11 protein-coding genes are annotated in these 26,843 nt (G+C 39.5%); 2 read left to right on the top strand and 9 right to left on the bottom strand.

The annotated features are described in order from the left end of the window. Positions 1-46: 46 nt before the first annotated feature. The 8 genes from QZ135_RS02480 to QZ135_RS02445 all read right to left on the bottom strand — a co-directional run bounded on the left by QZ135_RS02480 (position 47) and on the right by QZ135_RS02445 (position 19,700). Positions 47-3,736 carry a sugar-binding domain-containing protein gene (locus QZ135_RS02480; RefSeq protein ID WP_294605645.1) on the bottom strand — a complete coding sequence of 1,230 codons (3,690 nt, stop codon included), beginning with the start codon at positions 3,734-3,736 and terminating at the stop codon, positions 47-49. A 431-nt stretch (positions 3,737-4,167) separates the two neighbouring features. Next, positions 4,168-4,905, bottom strand: coding sequence for a DUF3823 domain-containing protein (locus QZ135_RS02475; RefSeq protein ID WP_044265978.1), 738 nt, complete (start codon positions 4,903-4,905; stop codon positions 4,168-4,170). A 19-nt stretch (positions 4,906-4,924) separates the two neighbouring features. Then, on the bottom strand, positions 4,925-6,970 hold the full coding sequence (locus QZ135_RS02470; RefSeq protein ID WP_044265975.1) for a RagB/SusD family nutrient uptake outer membrane protein: 2,046 nt from the start codon (positions 6,968-6,970) through the stop codon (positions 4,925-4,927). Positions 6,971-6,988: 18 nt separating this feature from the next. Then, the gene (locus QZ135_RS02465) at positions 6,989-10,150 is read right to left on the bottom strand and encodes a TonB-dependent receptor (protein ID WP_294605642.1); all 3,162 of its coding nucleotides are present in this window, start codon (positions 10,148-10,150) and stop codon (positions 6,989-6,991) included. Between the two features lie 389 nt (positions 10,151-10,539). After that, positions 10,540-12,276: a hypothetical protein gene (locus QZ135_RS02460; protein WP_294605640.1), complete on the bottom strand. Its 1,737-nt coding sequence runs from the start codon at positions 12,274-12,276 to the stop codon at positions 10,540-10,542. Beyond that, the gene (locus QZ135_RS02455; RefSeq protein ID WP_294605638.1) at positions 12,273-15,080 is read right to left on the bottom strand and encodes a TIM-barrel domain-containing protein; all 2,808 of its coding nucleotides are present in this window, start codon (positions 15,078-15,080) and stop codon (positions 12,273-12,275) included. Before QZ135_RS02455 ends, QZ135_RS02460 begins: the two co-directional genes overlap by 4 nt. Positions 15,081-15,092: 12 nt before the next feature. After that, the gene (locus tag QZ135_RS02450; RefSeq protein WP_294605636.1) at positions 15,093-17,003 is read right to left on the bottom strand and encodes a trehalase family glycosidase; all 1,911 of its coding nucleotides are present in this window, start codon (positions 17,001-17,003) and stop codon (positions 15,093-15,095) included. A gap of 177 nt (positions 17,004-17,180) precedes the next feature. Further along, entirely contained in the window at positions 17,181-19,700 is a 2,520-nt protein-coding gene (locus QZ135_RS02445) for a hypothetical protein (RefSeq protein WP_294605634.1), read from the bottom strand. 202 nt (positions 19,701-19,902) lie between these two features. Between QZ135_RS02445 and QZ135_RS02440 the strand changes: the two genes are divergently transcribed. Next, complete coding sequence (locus QZ135_RS02440; protein WP_294605633.1) at positions 19,903-21,378, top strand: sialate O-acetylesterase; 1,476 nt, start codon at positions 19,903-19,905, stop codon at positions 21,376-21,378. A gap of 31 nt (positions 21,379-21,409) precedes the next feature. Next, positions 21,410-23,473: an alginate lyase family protein gene (locus tag QZ135_RS02435; RefSeq protein ID WP_294605631.1), complete on the top strand. Its 2,064-nt coding sequence runs from the start codon at positions 21,410-21,412 to the stop codon at positions 23,471-23,473. 131 nt (positions 23,474-23,604) lie between these two features. Here the strand turns inward: QZ135_RS02435 and QZ135_RS02430 are convergent, their stop codons facing one another. Then, positions 23,605-26,832 carry a sugar-binding domain-containing protein gene (locus QZ135_RS02430; RefSeq protein ID WP_294605629.1) on the bottom strand — a complete coding sequence of 1,076 codons (3,228 nt, stop codon included), beginning with the start codon at positions 26,830-26,832 and terminating at the stop codon, positions 23,605-23,607. Positions 26,833-26,843: the final 11 nt, after the last annotated feature.

Genomic DNA, 26,843 nt, shown 5'->3' with positions numbered 1-26,843 from the left:
GATTGTATCAGTAAAATCAGAATCGTATCAAACTATTCGTTGCTTGCTATTTCAATAATTCATTTATCATGTTCACTAACAGCTTTCCAGCTATCGGGTCGGTATCAGCTTTTTCCGTACACATGGTAGAAACTGTAGCCAATCCCTTTCCATCCTTTATCTGCAATAAGGTTAACCCCCGCATCGAATCGATTTTACGAATACGATCTTCCGGCTTTCCACCGTCGATATAAGCATGAATCTTCATCTGCCCTGCCAATTCTATCAGGTTTTCATTCCGGTTTACTTTCAGGGTAGCATTGCAAGCCAAAGGAATTTCTCTCTTATTATTATTGAAATAACGCAGTTCCAATACGTCGATACCATCAAACACCGGTGCATCATTGCATTCCATATTGACGATATCACCCTCTGTCGGGATAATCCAACTTGTGATATGTTCCGGATAAATGGTCTTCGCAACTTCTTTACTATTCAGTAAAAGCAACTTTCCTCCCTTTGACTGATAAGAGCGGAGCATTTCTTTTTCTTCGTCCGTACACTCGGTCAATCCGGAAATAATGCAAAGGTCAGCTTTCTGTTTCGGATTCATCATTTCTTTTATAGTAGAAACCGCCTGATAGTTTATATGAAGGAAATCAAATTTGTTTTTCATACCCTCTTTATCCAGAAGAAGCACTTTTTTACCTTCCGCTACTTGGTTTCTGTTCCAATCTTTACGGGCTAACAGCAGGTTATATTCATTTTCCGATACCGGTAAGCCATTCTCAGTCAACTTCAATACCAATTTAGCTTTCACCTTGTCGGCCGGCAAGTTAACCGGTAATTGGATATTCGGTTCAATATAGTAGCGTCCATAATGCTTCACAGCCGGGAGTTCCTCACTGCCCCAAACCAGTTTCTTTCCGGTTTCATCCTGTACTTCCCAACGCAATAAAGTAGGTTTCAGGGCTGTACCATCCTCGCGGTCATTCACTACATAAATACGTGTCGGCAGCTTATCTCCACCATAAAGATTACGTCCCCACAACTCGGCACTTACCAATACAGGTTGCAAAGCACGCTTCAAAGCGTAATACGTAGGATATGGCTCAATCTTCTGATAATCATAAACCTGACGGAACCAGGTGAGTAGGGCAAAATGCATGATACCCGATGCCTGATCGTTGGAACGGCGGAGCGCTTCAGCCAATTCGCCGGTTATGAACGCCTGCACGTTAAGGAATGACTTAGGATCTGAGAAGTCATAACATTCATAGCCTATCAGGGATTGAGGGTTCTGATGAATCAACTGGTAAGAACGGGTCGGATGTCCGGTTTCATTATTCGGGTATCCGGTTGACATCTCCTGGCTGATAAGCGGACGTTCGGGCATCTTAAACCTCTGCTGGAATTCTCCGTTGAAGAACCGGAAGAGTGAGAAATCATACCAGTTATAATACGCATGCATATCATCGATGTCGCCATCATCTATGCTATTCATAAAGTCAGCACCATACTTTTCTTTTTTACCCTTTGCCTGATAGTTGGAGTCGAAGCAAATGGGGCGTGTAGGATCAATGCGACGCATTTCTTTTACCACATCCGAAATCACACGGTATTTCTCCTTAGCACGTTCCAGGTCATTATCATTATCGTAGAACTTCATTTCATTATTCACCGTCCAGAAAAGCAGTGAAGGATGGTTACGATACTTTTTCAGCAAGGTGAGGAATTCTTCCTTCCACATTTCAATCAGTTTTGCATCAGGAAGCGGGGTGGAATGAATCATCAGCCAAGGCCAAGTGCCTTCAAAGCTAACGCCGATACCATTTTTGTCAGCAGCTCCCATCCAAAGTTTATTCCACGGAGTGGTGTGGGTACGGGTAACATCTATGTTGCCGGCCTTCATCAGTTGCATGAAAGTATTAGCCAGATTCAAGTCGTTTGGAGCAAGGGCAAACGGAATGTGATTGCCACCACGCAGCCAGTAGCGATTACCGTTCAGGAAGAATAAGCCGTCCTTCACTTCAAAAGTACGGAATCCGGAAGTCTCTGACAGACAGTCTAATTCAACACCTTTGGCAGTAACCAGCCTAAAACGGAAATCGTATAGATTAGGATGATGAGGTGTCCAGAGACGAGGTTTTAGTCCATTCACACTGTAAGTGAACATCTTTTCTTCATTAGCATTCAGCACCAGTTTTTGCAAAGAAAGATTACTGTAAAGCACAGAGCCGGTCTCTTTGTCCACGATGTCGGTATAAAGATCAAACTGATTCTTCTTACCGCTATGATTCTTTACCGTCAGGTCAAAAGTAGCTCCCTCCAGAGTAGGTTTAATAAAGACATCTTCCACCTTCACCGGGTTAGTGATAGTAAGTTTTACCGGCTGCCAGATACCTGCAGGCTCATCACCATAAAATCCATGTGCTATATCTTTCAGGATGTTGTTCTTTACAGCAACCTTTCCGCCTTCTTTTTCACTTTCGCGAACAGAAGAATAGAAGAAATCAATAGCAGCGCTACTGTTTTCAGAAGCACTTCCATCCGCCTTACGGGTCACTTTCACTACTACCAAATTTTTGCCGGGCTTCAGTAACTTACTTCCATCAACCTGTATTTCACCATACATGCCAATATGTGAACCTGCCAGCTCTCCATTAATATAAATCTCCGCTACTTTTGAAACAGCATCAAAAGTCAGAGCCATATTTTTGCCTTCAACATCAGCCGGTAGCTCTATCCACTGACGATACCAGGCAGCATTCGTTTTTCTATAATCAAATGTATAACCCTCGCAACGATCGGTTTCCTGCTGGTAATAGGTATCTGAAACACCTTTGGGCTGAGGTCCCGTAGGTGAAGGCATGGTTTCCCCATGTAGCCAGATACGAATCGGGTTCCAGAAATTAGGCACAGACATTACATGCCAATTCTTATCGTCCGTAGCCGTGGATACCGCTTTCTCCTTATCGTCCAACTGATATCCGGGCATAAAGAGCCAATTACCATCCAGTGAAATATCCGTGCGTCCTTCCTCCAGTCTATTCACTTTCACAGGCGCATAATTTGCTCTTTCAAGCTGGCGCTTGCTTTCTTTCTCTTGCGGTGTTGCCACCTTGCGATATTCTGCAACTTTCACATTTTTCAATGCATCTTCTTCCAACGGAGTAACAACGAGGTCGTCAAACTCTGTTTCAATCCAACCGCCTCCCAAAGTCACAGGACCGGAAGGTGCCAAGTTGCTGTTTTTATCTGTGATATCCATCCGTGGTTCCTTCTCATCATTCAAGAAAACGCGAATACGGCTACCACAGACTTCTACCTTTAACTGATACCATTGACCCGGTACCGGATGAAATCCTAACGGACGAACGCCCATAAATTCATCCGTACCCATATATCCCATGCGCATCAGGTATAAATCATCTTGCAATCCGCCTTTTATACCAACTACATAACGATCAAAACGATTATTGGCACGAAATCCTGCCCAGATTTGAACTTGTTCCGCTTCTTGGGGAGCACGAGCTTTAAAGGACATAGTATAGTTCTTCCACGCAGGATCACCGAAACAAGCATAAGAGCCTTTTGAACGGAACACCCCGTCTGCAATGCTACATTCACCCCGTCCCACTGTTTTCAGTATTTCTCCCTGATCGGAGAAATTATTTTTCCATTCAGATTGCGCATATCCGGATAATGAAATCAAAAGGCATGCGACAGTCCAAAAGGCTATATAGAAATTCTTCATGATATTAAAATATAATATTATTTTCTGCAAATGTAGCTTCGACTCATTAACAGAAAGTGAAATAAATAATTAATTAGACATTAAAAAGCAATTAATCGTAGCTGGTACCATTACAAACCATCCAATAAACTTTTAAATTATGTTATGTTGCCATGATAATCAGCTTCGATATAAGATGCATCCCTTAATCAGATTTGTAACCGACAAATAGAACAAAATGAGCCGCTTCGTATCATGTATATCCCCTCCTTGTACTTGCTTCGTACCTGCTTCGCTATTTTTAGTTGCGTATAGAAGCGAAGAAAGTACGAACTGGGTATATCACAAAAGAGCTTCTGACCAAAAGCAGTATTAAAATTTTGTTCAAAAAAGAAGGAGAGCACTTATTACGGAAACAAATACCCTCCTTACTTACCTACCTACTTATTTAATCAATTCAATTTCAGATCGATTTTCTTGATATCAGTAAAGTTATACTTCTTGTAAGTGTCGTTACAGCACGCACCTACTCTTACCCAATAGGTATTGGAATATTTAATAGCAGCTTTAGAAGTTAACTCGATAGTTGTGCCCTCCTGATCATTAGTTATTTTCACAGAACCGGGAGTATAATTTCCGTCAGATTCTGTTCCACAATACTGCGTATGCGAAATATACAATTGTATGTTGTTTACATCAGGCATAGCAATTCCTTCTTTTGCTATTCTCTTAAATTTCACTGCACATTTCAAAAAATTATCAGAAGTCAAGTAAGGTTCTGTAACCCATTCTACTTCCAGATAAGGAGTAACAGTAAAGTTACGTTCTGCCATTTTCCCGTTCTTCAGTTCCACCGTTTCTCCTTCTGCATCATAAGGATAAAATGCGCCTTCCAACGGAATCATACGGTAAGTACCTGCAAACAGTTTAGAATTGGAATATGAACCGTCCTGCCTCATATTGAGGTTCTGATTCGTCACAACAATCGATTCATCACCACCCGCATAACTCAATTCCGTAATCTGTATCTTCATACTTCCCTGTCCCATAGCTGTTTGCAGAGGTTTACCATTATGGTCTACGACCTGCCCGAAGACACCTGCTTCCGGTGCATCATAATTATCCTTTTCACACGATGAAAAGCCTAAAACTAATGCAGTAACTAACAGCAAATTAAATATCTTTTTCATACTATTTTCCTTTTTCTAATTAATACTGATTATTTTGCTCAAGTAACGGATTTACCTTACGTTCACCATCAGGAATCTTATCATAGTAATTTTTAGTAGCAAATGTCAATGAGTTATTAGCTCTTTCACAAACACGGGTGTCAAAAATATACTTACCCACCGGATTGCCAGCTTCATTTACTGTTGCTCCTTTGGCAAACAAGAATGGAGACAGCATTCTGCGGCGATATTGATAAATCTGTGAATCGAAAGTAAACCAACGACGCAGATCCCAATAAATTTTATGCTCGAAAGCCAATTCTTTATAACGTTCTACACGAATGATATGCATACCTTCATTCGGAGCAAATACAAACGAACGGATACCTTGTCCACGTTCAATACCATCACGTGATACATTGGATAATTCTGCAGGGCTGGTCAGCAACTCAGCACCAGCTCTTGAGCGTATCTTATTGATACATTCGTAAGCATCCTGTTGCAGATCTTTTTCATCGATACTAGTAACACCATTCTGGTAAAGTTCCAATGCAGCTTCGGCACGATTCAATAATATTTCGGCATAACGAATATCAATCCAAGATTGTGTGGAACTATGCAACTGTGTTTCGGCAATAGTCCAGTTCAAATTCAACCATTTAGCCCCATGAAAGCCTGTCAATGTATTACTCGTTCCACCATTAGCCGGACCATCCATTCCACTCTTATTAAGTTTCGCACCTGTAGAAGTCTCATAAGGCTTTTGTTCTTTTATATTCTCGGCTGTTGTCAAAACGTTATTCTTGAACCAATCATTACTTGTATAATTGGCGGTAGTCTGTCCATCATCCTTTATAAACTTGGCAATAGGTGTAGACGGATCAATTTCCTCCTTTATTATACCAAAACGAATATCCAGTTCAACTCCTTTATAAGTATGTCCAGGTAATAAGATAGAGCCCCTTAAACGAGGTTCTGCATTGTCTAATAAGTCTTTAACATCATTGTAAACAATATAATTACCATCGTCATCCGTTGTTTTCAAGTATCCTGTTGCAGGATCAATAGGCAGACCATCAAACAGTTCTACCCAATCCAATGTTACATTATAACGGTCACCATAAGTTGCTGTCATACGAGGCGGACAATATACAGCATCAAAACTATGAACAAAGTCATTTTTACTATACTGACGGATAAGAATAGATTCATCACTCTTATCAGCATTCGCAAATATCTCACGGAAGTTGGCTTCTTTATCAGAGTTACCTTCATATAATTTATAACCACCTTCTTCTACAATCTTGGATGCTTTATAAGCCTGCATAAAATAATCATTGGCTCTCCCTGCAGGAATACCAGTAAGCATTTTGCCACTTTCACTTCCTGAATAATTAAATGTTTGTCCATAACGGGCAACAGAGCCAGCATACAAAGCAACACGCGACTTGAAAGCTGCTGCTACATAAGTATTATTTGCACGGCCTGCCACTTTGGTTTTACCTAAATTCTCAATGGCATAATCTAAATCTGAAAGAATAAAGTCTATACACTCTTCATGACTACTACGCGCTACCCACAATGCCTTCTCATCATCAGTCATTTCCTGTGGTGTTTCCAAAATAGGTACACCGCCATAGCGTTTTACCATCGCAAAATAAACATAAGCCCGAATAAACTTTGCTTCAGCAATCCATGATTCAGCACCTTTCAGCTTTCCCACATATGCAGGCAGATTAGCAATCAGATCATTAGCCTGGCGAATCGTTTTGTAACCCATACTCCAATATCCCTTTTGGGGAATATAAATACCTGTATTGTTACGATTTACAGTTTCACCCGTGCTGAGCATATCCCAAATAATGCAATTCCAGTTATAAAAACCATTGTAATCACCATCATTTGACATATTAAAATCTTCCATCGGCAACTGACTATACAAACCTGCCATATAGGCTGTAATACCACCTTCATTATATATATCTTCTCCCGACAGAATATTCTTAGGAGGAATATCCAAATCCTGGCATCCTACAAACAGACCTCCTATAGCAACACACATCAATATATTTCTTAGCTTTTTCATACGATAATCTCCTTTTACTTAAAATGTAACACTTGCACCAAAGTTATATGTTCTATTCAACGGATACATATATCCATAGAGTTCAGCCGGTCTTTCCGGATCGACACCTTTCACACCTGTTATAGTGAACAAGTTATATCCATTCATATAAATTCTCAAATTCTTTATACCTACGAATGACAAACAATTCTTTGGTAAAGTGTAACCTATTTCAGCCGTCTTCAAACGCAAATAAGTACCTTTCTGAATAGAGAATTCAGAATTAACATCCGGAGTTGTACCACCATATGAATAATATCCTGAAATCCATTGGCAAGAAGGATCGTAGGGATCTTGCTTTGTATCAACTGGACGCCATCTGTCCAAGAACATATCCAAAGCATTACCATTAAATTGCAAGGGGGCTGACAACTGTTCACCATAAGATACATAGGACATTGCAGCACCTTGGAAAGTCATATTAACATCAAAACCTTTCCATTGAGCAGAAAGAGTTAAACCAAAGTTCATCAACGGATAATTTTTCTTATCCTGGAAATTAGCAGCAGTAGAATTAGTAGTTGTAGCAATAGGATATCTATCCATATCATCAATTGTACCATCACCATTCCAGTCTTCATAAATATAATCACCAGGAAGAGTTGCATTACCAGCAAATATATGAGAGTTAGCAATTTGTTCCCATGAGGTATAGCGACCGTCTGCCCCATAACCAAACCAAATGTCATTATAACGATTAGTTAAGTTATTTCTCCAGTTATCATATGAGTTACCTGACGGGGTGCGTTCTTTGTAACGCCACATGGAACGAGTAATAGCAATGTTTCCAGAAACACTATAATTAACCTGCCCCACACGATTGCGATGTCTTAGTTCAACTTCAAAACCTTTTGTACGGTCACTCTCCAAATTCTCTTTAGGCATTGCAGCACCGAATGTTCCTGGAATAGTAGCAATACGATTAGCCATCAGGTTATCACGGTCACGCTGAAATAAATCAAAAGAAACACCTAATAGGCCATTCCACAAATCAGCATCAATTCCCACATTCAGAGTCTTAACAGTGTACCACGTAATATTAGGATTGGCTACCGCACGGAAACCTAATGAATTCATGAATGAGCCATTGAAAAAATATCCTTTCGGAGTTTTATTAAATTTATCACCACTGGTATTCGGGTAATCATATCCGGAAATAAATTGATAATCAGCAACAGAATCATCACCCATCTTACCATAAGAACCGCGAAGTTTCAGGTTGTTAACAAACGGCAATTTATCTTTTATGAAAGTTTCTTCACTCATACGCCACCCCACAGAAGCACTGGGGAAAAAGCCCCAACGGCTATGTGACGGGAATTTGGAAGAACCGTCATAACGAAAGGCGAATTCTAACAAATAACGTCCTTTATAATCATAATTAAATCTACCAACCAACGCCTGAGAAGCACTTTCTGTCAATCCATTTGCATTAGCTGTACCAACTTGATTAGCTGAATTACCTGCAAATAAATAAGGCAAAGGAATAGAGAAATCACGAGCTGCACGAATGTTATCACCTACACTGTGTGCTTCTTCAAACAGCAACAATCCAGATACATTATGATTTGATGCAAAAGTATTCTCATAGCTTACAGAAGCTTGCCACAAAGTAGTCCATGAATTACCATAATAGCGTTCCAGATTAGTCGGTGACTGCATAGCATAAGCAGTATACGTATTAGTTGCTTCACTATAAGTATACTCATTATACTCTTTCTTATATATGGTATTATCAGCTATAGAAGTATCATAGCTGAACATGCCTTTCACCTTCAGACCTTTTACAAATGGCACAGCATATTCAAGTTCCATCGTAGACTGGAAGATTTTATTTGTTGTCTTATTATAACCGGAAACATCAGGATCTGTTGCTGCCAGAAGATTCAACTGGTCGGATGACATCTTTTGGAAATATTCCGGATTATCATTAGCATACAATTTCTCATTAGGACTTGCACGCCACAAAGCTTTATAAACCTCCCAAGTTGATAAGTACTGACGTTGTTTACTATCAATTATACCATTTATTTTAATTGAAGCCTTCAAATTCTTAGCTACTTCTGCATTCAAATTTGCACGAAGATTATAACGATTATAATCCATTGCTTTTGACTTGAAGAAACCTTCCTGATCTGTATAACCGAAGTTTACATAATAATCAGTTTTTTCACTTCCACCACTCAATGAAACATTGTGTTGCTGCTGGGGAGCTGAATTACGAATTACCGCATCATACCAATCAGTAGATTTCAATGTTCTATTCAGATACTCTTCAATCTGCTCATCTGAATAAGTAAGCTGCGGATTTGTCAGATTACGCATTGACTTTTCATTAAATAGTCTCATACGGTCTACAGCACCTACAGGCTCCAACATTTCTGCCGGAGTTTGAATACCATAATACATATTGTATTCAATCTTTGGCTTATTCTTTTCACCTTTCTTTGTAGTAATCAAGACAACGCCATTAGCCGCACGTACACCATATATAGCAGCCGAAGCATCTTTCAAAACAGAAATTGATTCAATTTCATTCGGGTCCATACGTTGTAAATTGCCACGAGGAACACCATCAACTACGATTAGTGGAGAACCAAAACCACGGATATCAAACTGGTTAGTAAATTCACCCGGTTCAGATGTTTTTTGAATTACACGAACGCCAGGAACCTTACCAGTCAACATATTCTGAGCATTTTGACTTTTGGTAGCAACTAACTCTTCATTAGTAATAGCAGACACAGCACCCGTCAAATTCACTTTCTTCTGAGTACCATATCCTACTACCACTACTTCATCCAATTGTTCAGAGTCTTCCTTTAAAGTAATTTTATAGCTGGTTTTGTTATCCACTGCCACTTTTTTATTCACATAACCAATATAAGAAACTTCCAATGTTGTTCCTTGAGGAACCGTTAGAGTAAAATTTCCATCAATATCAGTTATAGTACCTAATGACTTATTTCCAACTACAGTCACATTAGCACCAATAATTGCTTCACCCAATTCGTCAACAACCTGCCCGGATATACTTCGGGAAGTTTGTGCACGCATCGGAGTAAGCACCATCAAGAACATCATTAGCACACACCAATAAGTGTATTTGCTAACTTTCACAAAATTAGATTTGTTTTTCATGTGTTTCATAATCTCACTTTTAAAATTGTTTTTCATAAAAAATAACGTATCCTTTAGATCAAATAAGTAGGAAGGATGTGTCTTTGGTTAACTTGTATCTTTCATATGCATTTCTTTTAAAGTTATGTATTCTTTCAATTTACTTATCTTTTTTAAATTGTTATCCTAAATACAATCTTGTATTTTATTCTTAAAAAAAGAACTTATTATCGAACCTATTATTATCGTTTTGATATGGCAAAATTACATGCCTAAGATTAAAAATTGAGTGATATCACGCTTATCTGGTGCTTAATTTTGAATTAAATTAAAAGATTAATCGCTTCTTTGTTAATACATAGAACGATTGGGGAACAAACTTATGATCCAACTTTATCCATTGGAGGAATTTATTCATTTTGGAGCGATTTTGAATTCAACATCTTCAGAACTCTACTCCTGCATCTTAAAGCAATCTTTACATCATTCAACCAGTCATATTGACCGACAGGATATGTATTCACCAATAAATTCATATCCTCCGAAACTTGTTCTATTTTTTTTAGTGATAAAAAAATACGTTCCTTCAAACCTGCAGGATGAAATTGCTTAGCTCTGACATATATTCTGGAACCATAATACGCCGTACATACAGCTTCATGCAAACATGCAGTCAAATAAGTACGATAAAATAGTTGGTATAAATCATTATATGCCGCAGAATCTAATAAAGGCTTTACCTTTTCTATTTCAGATACTGCTGCGGAAGCAAGTTTAACTCCATACTGTTTTTCAGTTAGAATATAATTATAATATACACTATCCATTTTTTCATCAGGTTCTATCCATTGATTATCAAAAACGGTCTTCACTTCAACAGCTAACGGAGATGATAATGACTTAAAGTGTACAGGAGCAATATGATTTATAATATCTTTCCAATAATGAAATGTTTTATTTATATCATGCTTAACAAGAACCATAGGCGGATCAATCCATCTTCCAGACACATGCCTGCTATATCCCCATTTATTGTTTTCATAATTTAGAGAAGAATGATCTGTTAGATTTGTTCCTAAGGTATAAAAAACAGATGTGACTATATCATATGCATTTTGAAACGCTTTTCTAATGGGCAACAAAGCATCCTCACCATACCTCGACGTAATAAATTCATTATAGATTTGCATTGGAGATACAGTTTGTTCTTCCGTCATCCGCTTCAGTGCATACAACTGAATTTCATTAGCTGTTCCTACTATGCTGGTATCTCCATAACGATCCGTCCTTGCAACATATCCGGTAACATTGGGACAGTTAATATAACTACCCCATCTTTTCATTGTATATTCAGGCCATGTGTTAGCAACAACACCTTGCCCACTGTATTCATTACCAGAATCAAACTCTACAATTGTAGGTCTATTCATCTTTCTGATATAGGAGTTATCCGGATGTGTCAGAAAGAAATCATGAGGGGTTTCTTTCATCATTAAAATGACCTTATCACTCTTTATATGCTCTATACATCCAACAGTACTCTTATACTCTTCTTCCGAATAAGCAAAAGTACGAATACAGAGTTTCTTTCCTCTTTCACCAATAACAACATCGGAAATAGCATTTACAACAGCTGCCAGTTTTTCCTCAGGGGTTTTCATATTCATTGAGTACTGCTTTTCCGCATAAGCTCCAGTTTCAATAAATGTTAGCACAAGTCCATCTGCTTCAGGAGCCCTGTTGAGCATCCGGCGATAGTCATCTTTAAACCATTCCCAGAATTTAGGATTATCCAGATTTATTGTACCATTAGGTCCTGTTCTAAAACACGATGGATAATAATCCAGAGAATATAAGCTATGATCCCAAAGCAACACTTCATCAATACCTTCTAAATGTGCAAGACGAATGAGTTTATTAACCTGTTCACATACCTTTTCTTCTTTAATGGCCTTTAAATCATGGATGATCTCATGGGACAACTGAAGCTGATTGATATTATACTCTTTTGCTGTTTTTATTGTCCGGATAGCACGTTCCATATTGTCAGACAGAATAATCCACCCCCTAACACTTCCATCCGCAAAAAGATTTGCAAAGAAAGATAAGAAAAAGAAACTAACTATTATAAATTTCCTAAAGCTCATTTCAATATAACTTTTATTTCTTTACCACTATATTTTATCCTCTTTATCACATCTTTACCTTTGAGTTTAATAATAAGGTCCCTGTCCTTTACAGCATAATCGCCAGTGCGTTCTCCAACTATAAATTCCTTTGTACGATCATTCCACTTAAACGGAATAGTACTATAATTGCCATTTTTATATTTCAACGTCTCACCATCATCTTCGTATAAATTGAAACTTGCGTTTTCCCCACCAAAGACATGAATCTCAAGCGGAACATCAACATTAATATTTTTCTCAACAGAAGTATAATAGGGGATGATAGAACCAGACTTCACAAACAAAGGCATTTTATCCAGAGGTGCTTCTGCAGTAATTGTAGTTCCTCCTTGGTAGATTGCACCGGTCCAGAAATCTACCCAGGTACATCCTTGTGGCAGATATACAGAGCGGGAAGTTGCTCCTGCCTCCAAAACGGGGCAAACCAGGAGAGCAGGTCCATACATAAACTGATCTTTACAGTCTAATACATTTTGATCATAAGCAAAATCAAAAGCCAGTAAGCGCATTGGTGTATAATGCTCGTGAGTAACTTTACCTGATAGGGTATAAATATAAGGCAAAAGCCGGTATCGCAACTTTATAAGGTCAGTACAGATACGTTGTACTTCTGGTCCGTATGCCCATAACTCATTCGGTGCTTTCGTATCTCCCGGATAACGACGTCCATGGCAGCGAAAAACGGGACAGAATGTTCCATACTGAAACCAACGTACAAACAATTCCTGATAATCTTTTTTAGAAGGGTCTCCTCCTGAATAACCACCAATATCTGTAGTCCAGTAGGGGATTCCCGTTGCTGTAAAGTTTAATCCTGCTGCGACCTGCGTTTGTAATTCGGCAAATGTCGTTGGAATATCACCAGACCACACAGCCGTTCCCCACTTTTGTTGGGAAGCCCACGCGCAACGGGTCAACATATAAGGACGGATACCGGGACGAGCTTTGGTTATTCCTTCATAAAAATGTGATGCATGAACCAAAGGGTATACATTTCGCACCTTCTGAGCTGGTCCGGCATAAGTATTAAGTGGCAAGTATGAGGCTACATGGTCAGGTTCCGGTCCATCTAAAAACCAGCCATCGATATTCAAGTCCACTAAAGAAGATACCTTATCCCAATACATTTTGGCTGCATTCGGATTAAAAGTATCATATATATAGCCGTCAATAGCTTTGGCTCCTTCCAATATATACCCTTTTTGTGACATTTCATTATAATTAGGGATACCCGGTTTGAAGCAGGGCCACATTGTCAAAACTACCTTCATATCATAAATGTTATGGAGACTGTCCAACATTGAAGGAACATCAGGGAATAAAGTTTCATCAAACCTATGTGAACCTGTTCCGTACTTACCCCAATAATGATAATCTATAAAGATAGTACTTGCAGGAATATCCTCTTCCTTCATCTTTTTAGCTATCTCCATCACCTCTTTTTGCGTAGCATAACGGTTACGGCTTTGGTGATAACCTAAAGCCCAATCGGGCAACATCGGAGCCCCTCCCGTCAAAGAACGATATGCAGCTACCAAATTATCCATTTTATCACCTACAAAAAGATAATAGTTAACGATCTTACCGTAATCAGAAGCCAAACTCATACCGGTACTATTGTCTGTATAAATAGTCCGGGAAGGATTATCCCAAAACAATCCCCAACCACCAGTAGAATAAATAACCGGTACCGCAGCTTGCGTATTAAACTGAACCAGTTCCCGTTTGGCATTCCGCAAGTTCATTAAGTTATCTCTGAACTGCCCCAAACCATATAAAGCTTCTTCATCTCGTAACTGGAACTTACAATATGCATTGACAGAATCTCCACACATATTCATTCTCGCTTTTTCCGGAAACTCTTTCAGTAAAATTTTTCCAGACTCATCAAGTAGACTGATATACCCTTTATTCTTATTCACAGTAACAACTAAACGGGAAGAACGTAATACAATATCTTCCTGAGTATCCTCCACTTTAAACTCTGCCACTTTTGCCTGTTGCGTTACGGCAAAACTCTTATATTCTTTTATTTCATTCTCAGAGCCGAACATCACATGTACACTTCCTATATTATAAGGTTGCAAATACAAAGTTCCACCTGAAGTATGAATCCACAAAGCCTGCTGTTTCTTTTCCCAGGAAAGAACTGTTTGTGGTTGTCCTTCCTTCGCTACAACTTGTAAGACATTAGGATGTACTACATCCTGATAATTCTCACCCAAAGAGACATCGCTAAAAATCCCTTTGCTCCCTTTTTCTGCTATGATTCTAATGCGGTCAAAATCAAATTTACCCGATAAAGTATACTCGGCATTTTCCAAATCAGGAACAGAAGCTGCGGTAGGGCTATAAAAAACATATGCCTTATCAGCCTTTTCAGAAAAATCGATACGTACTACAACCAACTGAGGCTCCTGCGTCTGTTTGACTTCAACAAATAGTTTTTCACTATTACCTTTCTCAAATGAAAAGCCCAAACGCGAGTTTCCTTTTTCTTTCAACGCCAGAAAACTACACCAAACAGTTCTATTCACATCGTTCAATTGCACATTTCTATACATACTCACCTTTTTAGAAAAAGCATCTAAATGCCAACATATTTCGGGTACAGCAACAGATGCTATCTTCAACCTTCCTTTCTCTTGTTTTACAGAGGTCATATCCCCTTTCCAGGAATCCTTTAAAAAAGGCTGTTTCTGGGCATATACAATAGAAACTGTACAAAACAAAAAACTGATAATCAAAATTATATTTTTCATGATCGATTATTATTAATTACATTTACTTACAACTCCATTCTCTATAAGAGCGATATATCCCAGCAATGCCCCCCAATGATAGAACTTATCGCTTCGCACAACATCATCGCCTTCACCAGTGAGAGCATTGTAATTCTCAAAGACATATCCATGTGATAACCAGGATTTCAATAATAATTTTTGGGATTTTTCGGCAAAGGCATGTCTCACTTCCGGAAATTCATAGTTATTCAATCCTAAGTATACCAGAAAATTCAATGGAGCCCAAATGCGTCCCCGCCAATATTCATTATCTTTAAATGCAGGATCATTTTTAGGTACAGAAGGAATTACGTACTCCCCCCAGAATTCATCAGTGTTCAGCAAATGCTCTTTTATCATCCTCTCAGCCTGATTCTTTGTAGGTACTTTTGCCAGCAGTGGATAAAAGCAAGTGGGTGAAGTACGGTAATTAAATTTCAGATCTCTGGTAGAACGATTATAGTAAAATCCAGTCTTATCATCCCACAACCCTGCCAAATTATTGCGATAATATTCCGCGCGTTTTCTAAGTTCGGTTACATCTTTTTTATAGCCAAGTTCTTCCGCTATTAAAGCCAGATAATCACAATCCATGATATATAAAGAAGACATACCTACATCATGCTGCTCCAGCAAATGTTTTTGTTTATTAAAAGGTACTCCATCATACATTGGAGAATTATCCAATCCTGATTCCAAAACAGCGCCATAGTGACAATCCGTATCAAACTCAGACCTGAAATAAGTAACCTTTTCATAAGGATTACTACCTAAGCATAATAACCCTCCATCCTCCCTATTCTGGCTCCACCAGCGATTCCAGGTTAGTAATTCTTTATATAATAACTCCAAGAACCATTTTTCTTGATATTGCTTATATATTGTCCAGACAGCCAAAGAACCAACAGGTGGCTGAGAACGATCTCTTGACTTAAAATTATTGCTATAAAAACAGTTGGGTACAAATCCACGCTCTGTTATCGCTTTAGTTATCTCTACAGCATTTGCATAAGCCAATTCTTTATTGCCAACAGCAAGCATCATCGATGCAAAATAAGTATCCCAACAGAACAGTGTAAAACCACCAAAATCTTCACTGGCAAACCATTCAGAACTCCAAATCCGACTTACAGGAGTAATCACCCTCCTAATGCCAGGATCATATATATTATCCCAAGCCAAAACACTTTGCATGGCATTATAGCAATCATAATTTTCACCAAATTGTTTCTGATTAGAATTAATAAAATCCCGGGCACGATCATTAATGAAAGCAATTGCATCATCCAATTCCATATTTTCTCCGCAACAGATAGCAACCGGAGTATCTAAAGACAGAATAAACTCCTTTCCTTTTTTTTCCAGAAGTTCACCCTCTATATAAGTTTTGATTTCAACAACTTTATCACGTGATGCCAATGTAAATCCTAAACTATCCACGCTAAGTGTATTGCCCCGTTTCCAAAGACTTTCAGGGATAACCACCAATCGTCCTCCTTTCTTCGTCTCAGCCAGTGGTCTGATTAGAATTACGTTTTTAAGTCCCATAGCAGCACTTTCTACCTGCAACTTATATCCTCTCCAATCTATGGTCATTTTGGTATAAGCTCCATCAAATGAATGAGGTCCCGGCTGCAATAATGGCGCTCCTTTAGCCCTATCTCCGATTCTGAATTTCCTTACACGACTTCCATCTGCATCCATCATATTCAGGTCGACAGCAAAACCATAAGGAAGAAATACATGAGTCAGCACACTACGGGTATCCCAGGTATTCCAACCGGAAGCCAACCGTTTTTGCAAACTCTCATATAATTCTTCAGGAGTGTTACCTGAAATGGCCTTAATAGGATAGATAAACAAACCTAATAAAAACAATCCGATCAACAAGTACTTTTTCATAGTTTAAAGACTAAATTAGACATCAGTTTAACTTTTCATTGGAAGATTTTAAGAATACTTCCACGAATGCAAAATAAAAGCCTTAGTCTTAAAAAACAGAGCCATCCTTTATTAATTGGACATTAAAAAAGCGCTTAATTGTTATGATTAAGCGCTTTTTCTTATTCTTATAAATTATCATTTATATAAATTACATAAGGGGACCTTATATTCCTCTCCTAATGAATCTTTATACTCCTTGCAGAAACGGTCATATACACTCTTTGCAATACCCTTTTTACCTTGTATAAAAAGAATAGAGCATTTAGCAGCCAAAGCTTCTTCATTCAGAGGATCATGCAAGAACAGGATATCAGCAATACGCAGTACTGTATCATAATTATTGCGCTGTACATCCAACAAATTCCTCAGCAAATCAATAGAAAGACTGGAATAAGAATCTTTAAATTCATCCAACCAATCAACAATGGTATTTGACAGCAACGGACCATATAATAAGATTTCCAATATCTGATTCAGGAGCTTGTCATCTCCATGATCACCATTTTCCTTAAATTGACGAATACAATCCAACGCCATCCGATAATCACAAAATACTCCCTCATGCCATCTGATACACAGAAATCCCGCATCACTGACAACTTCCACATCACCTACTTTTTCTAACAATATACGCAACTTACGCAAAGTCACATTACGGTTATTGCGAGCAGATTCTTCTTCTTTGTCTGACCACAGAATATCTGTAGCTTTTTTAGTCAAGATGCCTTGCTTGCTTTTTTCCGTATAAAGCACCAACAATATAAGCAAGCTTTTCAATCGTGGTGTAAAAGCTCCTGTTATGTCATTACCGTCTTTATCACGAACATTAAATGTGCCCAACAAAGAGATTGCCGAACGACTGCGATCAAAATACTTTTCTGCCGCTGCAACCTCCTCTACCGTTTCATTAACAGGAAGAACCTCCACCTGAGTATTATCTTCTTTTGTATCTTCAAATTCAACTTTCTTTCTGCTGCATTTTATCCGGTATAAAAGGAATACTGCTCCTCCCAACAACAGGATACCACATGACCACCATAACCACACCGAAGCAAAGTCCTTATTCACCGCCTGCGCAATTTCATTATCATTCAGTAAAGGAGTATTGATAGAATAAATAGCCACATCATGTGTACGGTCACTCAAAATCTTATCCATCACCAGATACAGTTTATGATAGGCAGGCGACGAATAAAAACTAAAATCGCAATCCTGATGAACCAAATCATTACGAATAGGCTTCGATATCTCTACCCAAGCAGAATCATTCATGAAAACCTTCCAAAGGCTGCCTCCGTCTTTCAAACTAACAGCATAAAAAGAACTGTCCGAAGGTTCAAAGTACATGGAAGATGCCATCAACAACATATCTGTAGATTGTTTTTTCTTCCATACACTACGAGACTTTCCCGTTTTCAGATTAATGGCACACAACTCATAATAAAAATGAGCATTGAATTCTTGCTTTCCCTGTTTATTTCCACGACCACCAAAAATATACAGTTCATCGCCTACTATAGCTGCTGCAGATGAGTAACGAGGAGAAATAACAGGGGTATATGCAACTTCTTCAACCTGTTTCATACCCACTTTCAACCGATATAGGTTATTCCTATATTGGTAGAATCCATATCCTCCCCAAAAATAAAATGAAGAATCAGACGGACTAAACGTACGTGCATGGTTGTAGTAACGAGGCTCATCCAAATGTCTTTCATTCAGACTCCATTTCCCTTCGTCGACAGACAAAGCTGAAACCAACTTTTCGTGTAAAGAATAAGACAATAACTGATTAGTCAGTGTATCATAAACCATGTGATCTGTGTACTCCATAGCCGGATACCCCTCCACAATAGAGACCTCGTTCTGGTTACCGGAAATACCATTTAATATTTCTATTTTATTTTGTCGCACAAGATAAAACAAGGCATCACGGGCATTAAAAGCGACATCCAAACGACCTGATGTTTTCTCTGTATATATTTTCCGCCATTCAATATGATTATCAATGAGCCATGAAGGATAAGAAGCTAATGCCACAGCCCCTTCAACTTCATCAAGACAAACATCGCCATTATGCTTCCACAACTTCCAATATCTTATCAGTTCCCCATCCCGGGTAATTTTTATATCCCTAATATTCATAGGAACTACATCTGCCGAGAAATATGGAGATTTTCCAAACGAAACTGTAATATCTTTGGTACCACGCAATGGCACTACCATCGTAGTGTCCCTACTATCATATTTCAAATCAATTTGATTCTCCTTTATATTAAGGTGTAAAGACACAGGAACCCATTTACCTTTTTCAATATTGGTATTAATAGCAAACATTCCCTCATTGAAAACGAGAGCTGGAAAATTCCTGTTATTATCACCTGCAGCAAAAACAAAATGAAGAAATTGATTTTCATTCGTACATAAATGAAGAATAGCCCCGAAATCAGGCTCATTACGAACCCACATTTGAAAATCAATAATAAACTCCTTCTCCACATGAAAAGGAGAGTTCTCATCAAGAGACAAAGAGGTGCGTTCATTGCCTGGCACAGAATGAGATTTGAAATGAAGGCCATAATCTGTAGAAGCCAACACCTTCAAATTTCCCAATGAGAAGAAACATAATATCCAAATTAGCAATTTACTTTTCATAGTATCTCGTTAAAGAACACTCTGCAAAGGTATAAAAAAATCCCCCATAACAAATAAAGGACACGAGAATTTGGAATCTGAATTCAATTAAACCGATATTATGCGCAAATTAATAACAAATTAATCAGAGAAGTAATATCTCTGGTTTACTTTTGTTGCAAAGGACAAAAAACTTGTTCTATCATCAAATTGAAACAGTATTATGGAAAAACTTTTTTTTAGTCACATGAAAGTAAAATCGTTGATTACTTTTTTACTATTAACACACTTTTTATCTGTCTCCACATTCGTAGAAGCCAAAGTACAATTACCCTCCGTACTTAGTAGCAACATGGTATTGCAACAACAAGCAAATGTAAAGCTATGGGGAAAAGCCAAAGAAAACTCGTCTGTTACCATAAAAACATCATGGGATAACAGAACCTATAAAACAACTGCAGACAAGCAAGGAAAATGGTTATTAAATGTCTCCACACCAACAGCCGGAGGCCCCTATGAAATTACATTCAGCGATGGAGAGGCTTTAACATTGAAAAATATATTAATAGGCGAAGTCTGGTTCTGCTCCGGACAATCGAACATGGAAATGCCCATGAGTGGTTTCGACCGCCAACCCACTCAGGGCACAAACGATATCATAGCCAAAGCGAAAGCCTCTACCCCAATCCGCATCTACAACACCGATTCTAAAGATGGAAGATGGGTACGGCAATATAGCAAAACCCCACAGGAAGATTGTAAAGGTGAGTGGTTAGAGAATACTCCAGTCAACGTATCCCACACAAGTGCAGCAGCCTACTTTTTCGCCCGATATATTCAGGAAGTACTGGAAGTACCAGTCGGTATTATTGTATCTTCTCTTGGAGGATCAAAAGTAGAAGCATGGATGAGCCGGGAAGCCATAAGCCCATTTAAAAGTATTGATTTAGCCATACTCGACAATGATGAACCTGTAAAAAACATCACAGCTACTCCATGTGTACTCTATAATGGGAAAATAGCTCCTTTCACGAATTTCACCATTAAAGGCTTCCTTTGGTATCAAGGCGAAAGTAATCGTGACAATGCTGATTTATACCAAAGTCTGATGCCTGCTTTTGTCAAAGACTTACGCAGTAAATGGAATATAGGAGAATTCCCTTTTTACTTCGTAGAGATTGCCCCCTTCAATTATGAAGGGGCCGATGGCACCTCAGCCGCCCGCATGCGTGAAGTCCAACAACAAAATATGAAGGATATTCCTAATAGTGGAATGGTTACCACTCTGGATGTAGGTCATCCGGTCTTTATCCATCCTACAGATAAAGAAACGGTAGGTAATCGCCTGGCTCTTTGGGCACTTGCCCAAACTTATGGACGAAAAGGATTCGGTTACGCCACTCCTGTTTATAAATCCATGGAAATATCAGGTAACAAAATATACATCAATGTGGACAACGCACAACGTGGTCTTTGTCCTATGTGGACCCCGCTCGAAGGATTTGAAATTGCCGGTGAAGACAAAGTTTTCTACCCGGCCCATGCTGAAATAGAAACCAAAACTACCCGTCTTGCCGTATCATGCGATAAAGTACAGCATCCGGTAGCCGTCCGATATGCTTATAAGAATTATACCCAAGCAAGCGTATTCAACATCTATGGTATCCCCGTAGCTCCCTTCAGAACAGACAATTGGTAGAACACTGATTAACAAAACAAAAGGAATGGACATGAGAAAAAGAATACTCTTATTAATATGCATACTGTGTACCTTAGTACACAGTATAGCAGCCCAACCGGAAAAGAGCTCTAACCCAGAGTTTCTAACCAAGGCTTTCGTGCATCCGGGCATGGCTCAAAACAAACAGGACCTTGACTATATGCGCGAAATGGTAGTAAAAGGCATACAACCCTGGAAAACCGCTTTTGAGAATTTAAAGAAAAACACTTCTTTAGATTTTATCCCCAAACCATTTGCTGAAATATCAGTAGGTCCCTATGGAGCAAACAGCATAGGCGGACGTGAGTTTTCCGAAAGTGCAGAAACAGCCTATAACCATGCATTAATGTGGTATATAACCAAAGACAAAGCCTATGCGCGTAAAGCCATTGAAATCCTGAATGCGTGGAGTTATGTTCTCCGGGGATTCGATGCAAACAATGCCAAGCTGAATGTAGGTTTATTCGGATATTACTACCTCAATGTTGCTGAAATTCTGAAACATACTGATTCCGGCTGGGCACCCAAAGACCTGCAACAATTCACGCAAATGGTCCTTACAGTCCTTTATCCCACTATTAAAGACTTCTTTACCGAAGCTAACGGTAACTGGGATGCATCCATGATTAGTACCATCATGTGTATCGGTGTTTTTACTGATAATCACGAAATTTTCAACCGGGCAGTAGAAAGATTCTACCGGGGAGAAGGTAACTCCGGCATCACCCGCTATCTCTATCCGGGTGGACAATGCCAAGAGACAACTCGCGACTGGGGACATGTACAATTAGGTATAGGTGAATTTGCCAAAGCTGCACAAACCGCCGACACGCAGGGATTAGATTTTTATAGTGTAGCTGATGACAGACTGGCACAAGGTTTCGAATATACAGCACGTTTCATGTTAGGAGAACATATTGATTTATTCGGAGTCTTTACAGACAGAGATAACGACAAATTCAGAGATATCTATGAATCCATATACCAGCATTACAAAAATACCAAAGGCCTATTACTGCCATATACCGAGAAAGCAATACAACAACATACACGCCCGAAGTCATCAGTAGGTTTTCTGACGGCTGCCAAAGCTCCGCTTCCCAATGCTCCGGCAAAAACATCTCTTTATACAGGTTTCGATAAATTCCTGAAACCAACAGTAATCGGAGCTTTAAAAGGCAAACCAAAAAAACTTCCTGCCAACAGTATTTTTGTAAAACCGGGAGAGTCCATACAAGAAGCCATAGACTCCAATCAAAAGAGTGGCAAATGGATTATTTTGGAAGCAGGAATACATACATTGAAAGCTCCTCTAAAGATATATAGTGGCACCCTCCTTGCTGGTCAGGGACGCGAAACTATAATCTTTCCGGCTCCACAAACAGAAACTGCAATCATTAATGGAGAAGATATTCTCTCTGACGTCACTATTCGCGATCTTCTGATAGAAGGTGCCACTAAAGTAATCGAAAATGCCGATCCTAATCACGACCGTCGTAGCCGCTCATATATGAACGCTCCCAGCCGGGAAGGCGTCATTTTCAAATCAAAAGAGAAAGATGGCATACAGAACATTACATTTGAAAATATTACCATACAGAATTTCACCAAAAACGGTGTAGCCATAGTTGGTGGAAAGAATATTCGTATTAACCAATGTGATTTCAGTGATAATGGTGCCAGCGTAGTGCCAGGTGCCGGTTTCCATCATAATCTTCATTTGTCATACATCACAAATTGTGATATAACAAATAGTCGTTTCGATACCTCCCCCTACGGAAACGGCATAAATGCTACTTTCTGCCAGAATGTGAAAGTTATCAACTCAGAGATGGCCCGTAACGGACTCTCAGGCATACGATGTGCAGAAAGTAACCGGATAAGCATCAACAATAGTCTTGCTGAAGGTAACAATGAGCACGGAATATTCATCGAGAAGCAAATGAACCCTTGTAAAGACATTACAATCCATCAGAACACCGTACAAAATAACAGATATCGCGGTATTGATGCCCAAACAGCCATCCAACTAAATACCAAAGATAACAGAGGTCTCCATAACGGTAGAGAATAGAAAATAGTGAATAAAAAAACAATCCAGTGTCACGCCAATAATACGCATGCACTGGATTGTAACACTGAACTTATCGAAAAAGAACCTATTTAAAACTATACTTTATCCCCAATCTATTTACCTATCATTTTCTATTTTACTTCAGGATTCACAAACAACACTTTCAACGAAGGAAGGAATTCATTTCTGTTATCACATCTGAAGTGGCCACTGAATTCATTCTTATCTCTTTCTCCGATTTTGATGCTTACCTTATTCCAACCTTGTAATAAAGGCAATTCTTTATAAGTAGCCTCGTGTCTGTTTTGTCCGGCAGCAGCATATGTCTTATCATTAATGGCAAGCTGGCATTCTTTGGCTTTCACTACCAAAGTCAGTTTAGGCATGTTAGGCTCAATCAACAAGTCATCCAGTGGGCGAGGACTAAACACATAGATATCTAATGCCCATCCGTCAGTCGTTTTCACCAACTTATCTTTTACAGCAGCCGGGAATACCAGTTGATTATCACGCAAGAAGAATACTTCATTGGATTTTACTTCAATCTCCCGGCAGTCAATTCCGGCATTCTTCAAGATTACTCCCAATGTATTATATCCCTTTTCAGAATTAGTAAACTCCTTCAACGTACTGATATAGAAGCAGGAAACACTATTCTGATATTTCACAAATACGGGAGTAGCGGCTGTACATTCGTATTCGCTTCGTACCGTACCGGCAGTCTTAATTTCTTCCGGACGCTTGTTCCAAGCTCTCCAATCAGTCTTACAAGCATTCAATAATATATCTCCTTCTTCCACTAAAACACCCTTCAAAGAATATTCCGACGCATCTGCCCGCTGAAGTTCACAGAAATAGAAATCAGAGTTATTCAATCCACGAATCCATGACTTCTGAACCGGCAGGTAAGAAGAACGTTTCAGGTTATCCAGTGCCACCGGAAGAGGCAGTATCTCATTATATGCATTTACAGTTTCAGGAGTCAAGCCCCATATCCATACGTCAGCACCTTTGGCAATGTTAGCCAGCATACTCTTCTTTTCAGCAGCAGACAAAGTGTAAGTACCGTCCACGATATAAATCATCCGTGCAGGAGCAGTCACTTTAGTAGCAAACTTCACGCCCTGTGCATCCATTATGCTCTTCAACTTACTATCCTCTCCTCCTATGAAAACGACTTCCTTATATTTTTCAGCAGGAGCCGCCTCAGGAGCTTCATATTGCTTTTTGTCGACCTCAGCATAAGCCGACCAAGCCGGATGTCCCGGTGCATTAGCCGCACGCATGGCATCATACATAGGCCACGGATCATACAAAGGCAGGTTAGGATCATATCCCGGGTTGAACGTAGTGCAATAAGGACCTACACGTTCCGGCTGTACGCCCGGTACACCTTCTTTATATTCTGTGAAGAAAATACCATCCTTGTTGATATCCGGCTCTGTAGTCAAATCTTTCTTACCTAACGGCAAAGGTTTCAGAGAATACCATGCCATATTGAAGACCGTACTGTAAGAAGCATTCATAGAACGCTGGTTGGCAAGCAGATGATAACATTCATTTGCCAATCCTTCCATACGGCCCAGTTGTGATTCATAAGCTCTTTCACCATTATATTTGGCTACTTGCTCCGGGGTACCATAGTAAGCCATACTATGTTCGCCAATACCCCAAGGTTTGCCGATTTCCACCCAATGCTTCATTGAGCCCATATCACCATAGTGACCTACCGTAACCGGCAAAATGCCGTCTCCATCATCTTCGCCATCAGCAGATATCCAAGGACGGGTAGGGTCGTTGGCACGAACAATATCCCTCCAATCTTCCCAAGCCTTTTTCTGAAGAGGCATCAATTCCGGTCTGTTATATACATGCAATATTACAGGCTTATTTTCATTACTGATGCTCCAGCCGAATACAGAAGCATGATTGCGGTCTCTGAGCACAAAGCGTCTCAGATGTTCTTTGGATGCTTCCCAGAAAAGGTCAGAGTCCAGTTTCGGACCACCGTCACTTGCCCAGTTGGCAGTTTCATTCAGCACGCAAATACCCATTTCGTCAGCTACATCCAGATAAAAACGGGGGTAGATTTGTGCATGAGGACGAACTGCATTTCCATTCATACCCTTAATGGCAGTAAACCAAGCCCATGCATATCTGCGCGTCATCTGCGGAATTCCCATGAAGTGCCAGGAGTCGCCTCTCAACTGATAAGGTTTGCCGTTCAGATATTGTGTAGTACCTTGCAAAGTCCATTCACGCCATCCGAAACGTTCATATTTAACATCCAGCGTTTGTTTCTTTGCCTGCAATGAAAGCAATACGGCATAAAGATTAGGTTGTTCGGGTGTCCAGAAGTTCAATTCACCGGATACCGGAATCTGCAATACTACCTTCGTTGAAGCATTGGCAGGGACAGTTACTTTCACAGGAGCCACTTTCAGCACTTCCTGTCCCAGTTCCCAGGCAGGCACCGGAGCAGAATTTACGTCTGTTCCCGCTAAATTCAGCCATTCATTAATATTACCCTGAATCTGCAAGTCAGTCTTCTTCTCCGTATTATTCTGTACGGTAACTTCCAGTTCGAGCATATTCTTCGAAACAAGCGGTTTCACATATACATCTTCCACATATACTTTGGGCAAAGCCAGCATATATACATCCTGCCAGATACCAACAATGTGATATCCCCACATAGAGCCTGCGGGAATAATGCGGCGACCGATAGTAGAATTATTCTCAAATAGCGACTGGCTACGAACACCCACCCATACTTCGGCAGTTTCACCGGCAGCCACCTTATCCGTAATGTCTACGCTAAACGGAAGGAAGATATCAAAATTCTCACCTACTTTCTCTTTATTCACATATACTTCCGTATATCCGGATACAGCTTCAAAATAAAGTTTTATCTGTTGTCCGTCCCAATCAGCAGGAACGGTTATCTTCTTCTTCATCCATGCCATTTTCACTTGTTCCCATTCTTTCGGGTAAGATGGATAGTTACGATGGTCGGGACCTTCCAGGTCTCTGTTAGCAAAAGAGTTGATATTCCATGGAGAAGGAATTTTAATGCGCGTTTGGCTCCATGCATTTTCTTGTGGAAGCGGCAATTCCGGTGCAACACCTTTACCTTGCACATATCCCTGCGGCAAAGCCACAGGTTGGAAATCCCAGAACCCATTCAGGCAAATCTCTTTCCTATACTCTTTTTCTGTCCTATTCACAAGGCCCTCACTTGGTGCAAATGCGAAATCATACACCAATTTTCCGTCGCTTGACGCACTCTGCCCCACCACCTTTCCGGGTAGTGTAAACAGGGCCGACAGCAAGCATACTAAAATTGCATTTCGTTTCATTAAGAATACTA

The sequence above is a fragment of the uncultured Bacteroides sp. genome (genome assembly GCF_905207245.1).
Taxonomy (GTDB): Bacteria; Bacteroidota; Bacteroidia; order Bacteroidales; family Bacteroidaceae; genus Bacteroides.
Note: the sequence above shows the minus strand (reverse complement) of the source record. Positions and strands in the feature narration are given on the sequence as shown.